At 65.6% G+C, this 3,062-nt stretch carries 3 protein-coding genes; all 3 read left to right on the forward strand.

All coding sequences use genetic code 11. The features are described from left to right. Positions 1-923 (forward strand): peptidase dimerization domain-containing protein (locus ACIQ6O_RS15405; protein ID WP_396208662.1); only part of this gene is annotated, 923 nt, incomplete at its 5' end. Then, a complete protein-coding gene (locus tag ACIQ6O_RS15410) occupies positions 923-2,329 on the forward strand; it encodes a M24 family metallopeptidase (protein ID WP_396208663.1) in 1,407 nt (468 codons plus the stop codon). The genes ACIQ6O_RS15405 and ACIQ6O_RS15410, both read left to right, overlap by 1 nt. Before the next feature lie 7 nt (positions 2,330-2,336). Continuing rightward, positions 2,337-2,996, forward strand: coding sequence for a cyclase family protein (locus tag ACIQ6O_RS15415; protein ID WP_396208664.1), 660 nt, complete (start codon positions 2,337-2,339; stop codon positions 2,994-2,996). Positions 2,997-3,062: the final 66 nt, after the last annotated feature.

Genomic DNA, 3,062 nt, shown 5'->3' on the forward strand with positions numbered 1-3,062 from the left:
TGCGCGATGGCGTGTTCAACGACGTGGATGCCGTGATCGCATGGCATCCGGGCGACGAGAACGCCGCCACCGGTGAGCGCACGATGGCGAACATCACCGGCAAGTTCCGCTTCCATGGCATCTCGTCACACGCCGCAGCCGCACCCGAGCGCGGCCGCTCCGCGCTCGACGGCGTGGAAGTGATGAACGTGATGACCAACTTTCTGCGTGAGCACGTGCCGGACGGCACGCGCATCCACTACGTGGTGACGAACGGTGGCAAGGCGCCGAACGTGGTGCCCGATGAAGCCGAGGTGTACTACTACGTGCGCCACGTGGACATGAACGTGGTGAAGAACGTGTGGGGCCGCGTGGTGGAGGCAGCGAAGGGCGCGGCGATCGGCACCGGCACCACCTCCGAGCTGCAGCTCATCGGCTCGGTGTATTCGCTGCTGCCGAACGAAACGCTGCTGCGTGTGGAGCAGCGTGCCCTCGAGCGCGTGGGTGGCTACACCCTGTCACCGGAAGAGCGTGTGTTCGCGGAGAAGCTGCAGAAGAGTGAGGCGTTCGTGCCGGTGGCGCTGGAAGCAACCCAGAAGATCAAGCCACTCGTCGTGGGCCAGCCCGGCGCCGGCTCGACCGACGTGGGTGACGTAAGCTGGATGGTGCCCACCGTACAGTTGGGCGCGGCCACCTGGGTGCCGGGTACCGCCGCCCACTCGTGGCAGGCCGTGGCCGCCGGCGGCATGAGCATCGGGTCGAAGGGGATGATGGTGGCCGCCAAGACCATGGCGCTCACCGCAGCTGACCTGTTCGCGTCGCCCGCCACGATCGCCGAAGCGAAGAAGGAACTCGACGCCAAGCGCGGCCCCAACTTCAAATACGAAACCGTGCTCGGCAACCAGAAGCCGCAGCTCGACTACCGCAAGGGAACGACCAACTGATGCGCCAGACTCTCGGAGTACTGCTGCCCGTGGCCGCCGCGCTGTTCGTGTCGTCCACGCCGCTTGCGGCGCAGGATACGCGGCCACGTACGCGCGTGGCGGCAACCAAGCCGCGCCCCTCGAGCATGCGGGTGCCGGAAGCCGACAGTCTGTTGCCGTGGTCGCAGCAGATCGCCACACGCGAACAGTGGCTGAGCAAGCGACACGAGATGCTGCTGCCCATGATGCGCCGTCATGGCGTGGGCATGTGGATCGTGGTGAACGAGGAATTTCACGATGATCCGCTGTCGCAGTACGTGGCGCCGCCGCGCCCGTACACGGGCAATCGGGACTTCTTCGTCTTCATCGACGGGGGCAGCGAGGGGCTCAAGAAGTTCGCCATCACCGGCTACACCGAGGAAAACCTGGCGCGCTTTTTCGATGCGCCCACCACGGAGCCGCGTCCGCCGGCCGCCACGCTCCGCGAACTGTACGCGAAGTACAAGCCGGCCACGATCGGTCTCGGCATTCGCGGCACACGCGGGCAGACGCGTTCGCTCGGCTACGATAGCTATCGTTTCCTGGCCGAAACGCTCGGCCCGGACGCCGAGAAAACCTTCATGAGTGCCGGTGAGCTCACGCAGGAGTATCTCGACACGCGCATTCCCGAGGAGATGGAGCACTACCGCACGGCGGTCAAGGTCACCGAAGCCATCGTGAAGCGGGCGCTGTCGAATGAGGTGATCACCCCGGGCAAGACCACGGTGGGTGACGTGCGTCGGGCGCTCTTCGACATGCTCTGGGCCGCGGGCGTACGCACCTGGTTCCAGCCCGACTTGCGGGTGCAGCGCGCCAGCGGCGATGTGGCCACGTCACGCGGCTTCCTTGCGGTGGCCCCGGAGGGAACCGTGATCGAACGTGGCGATGTAGTGCACATCGACTTCGGCATCAGCTATATGGGCTTCGACACCGACTGGCAGAAGATGGGCTACGTGCTCAAGACTGGCGAAAAGGACGTGCCGGCGGGAATCAAGCAGGCGATGGCCAACTCCAACACGCTGCAGGACGCCCTGATGAAGCGACACTCGCGCGCGGGACGTACGGGCGGCGCGGTGTTCAATGCCACGATGGCGGAAATGAAGGAGCGTGGCATCGAAGCGATGATCTACTCGCACCCCATCGGCGCGCAGGGCCACGGCCTCGGTGCCTCCATCGATTTCCGCAGCGCCTTGCGTAGCGACACCACCGCGCAGAATTCGCGCCTGCGGAGCGGGTCGTACATCAGCATCGAGCTCAACACCGCCACCGCCATTCCCGAGTGGGGCGGCAAGAAGCTGTTCGTGATGTTCGAAGACGACGCGCATCTCACCGAGAATGGCTTCGTGTTCTTCCGGCCACGTCAGGAACAGTTCTACATCATTCGCTGACGCTGGCGTGGCAACCTATTTCGACCTGAGCCATCACATTGAAAGCGGGAAGGTCTACTACAAGGGCCTTCCCGCTCCCGTCATCTGCGACTTTCTGAGTCGCGAGGACTCGCGGGCCCGCTACGCGCCCGGCACCGAGTTTCACATCGGGCGCGTGGAGCTGGTGACGAACACGGGCACGTACATCGACTGCCCGTTTCATCGCTACGCGGACGGGCGGGATACCGCGGCAATGGAACTCGAGCGATTCGTGGATATTCCGGCGCTCGTGGTACGGGCCACGCATCGTGCGTCACGCGCGATCGGCCCCGAAGCGTTCGTGGGGCGCCAAGTTCGCGGCAAGGCCGTGCTGGTGCACACCGGGTGGGACGCGCACTGGCAGACCGACCGCTACTTCGAAGGACACCCGCATCTCACCGAGGACGCCGCGGTGTGGTTGCGCGATGCCGGCGCGGTGCTGGTGGGCATCGACTCCTTCAATATCGATGACACCGACGGTGGCACGCGACCGGTGCACTCGGTGCTGCTGCGCGAGGAGATTCTGATCGCCGAGCATCTGACCGGTCTGGCGGCGCTCCCCGACGACGGCTTCACCTTCACCGCCGTGCCGCCCAAACTCGTGGGCGTGGGCACGTTTCCGGTGCGCGCCTTCGCGCGCACCGGCTGACTACGACGGTCAGGGCACCGGCGACGCGAAGAAGCTGTTCGTGCGCCACGCCGGCCGCTTGGCGCG

This window comes from Gemmatimonas sp. (assembly GCF_044345575.1).
Lineage (GTDB): Bacteria > Gemmatimonadota > Gemmatimonadetes > Gemmatimonadales > Gemmatimonadaceae > Gemmatimonas.